Origin of the sequence: Mesorhizobium sp. M5C.F.Ca.ET.164.01.1.1 (assembly GCF_004792125.1) — a bacterium.
GTDB lineage: Bacteria > Pseudomonadota > Alphaproteobacteria > Rhizobiales > Rhizobiaceae > Mesorhizobium > Mesorhizobium wenxiniae.
On the sequence record NZ_SRTG01000061.1, the window covers coordinates 1 to 608 of the forward strand.

At 65.0% G+C, this 608-nt stretch carries 1 protein-coding gene; it reads left to right on the forward strand.

Features of this window, described 5'->3' with window-relative positions:
* On the forward strand, nt 1–452 hold a 452-nt coding region (locus EN807_RS32395; protein ID WP_135937917.1), incomplete at its 5' end, for an NAD(P)H-dependent oxidoreductase.
* Nucleotides 453–608: the final 156 nt, after the last annotated feature.

Sequence of the window (608 nt, forward strand, 5' to 3'; positions counted from 1 at the left end):
CGGCAAGCACTTATGACATCGAGGACGTCGGAGCCTCGCTCGGCAGCGCCAGATGGGCGCGCGATCTCGATCAACAGGGCCGCGATGTTCTCGACAAAGTCATCAATGCCGATGTGCTGGTGGTCGGCTCGCCGACCTACAAGGGCAGCTATACCGGCCTGTTCAAGCACTTCTTCGACCTGATCGATCCGACGGCGCTAAGAGGCAAGCCGGTGCTGTTGCTTGCCACCGGCGGCGGCGAACGGCATGCGCTGATCGTCGAGCACCAGTTGCGGCCGCTGTTCGGCTTCTTCGAGGCGCTTGCCCTGTCGACGGCGGTCTATGCCACCGACAAGGATTTCGCCGACGGCGTGCTGCGCTCCGAGCCGATCCTGAAGCGCGTCGCGCAGGCGGTGGGCGAAGTCGGGCTGGTGCTTGCCAATCGCTCCGGGGCGAGTGTCGCCGCGGAATAGGGGCACGCCAGAGCAATCAGGCGGGAAACAGGAATGCGGCGGCCGGGTCGAAAAAGACCTGCCGTCGGCTTGCCGTCGCATCGTGCGACGCAATGGCCGACGATGTCGGCCTGATGTCGATCTCCTACCCGACGGCGGTGAGCGAGACGATGTGGC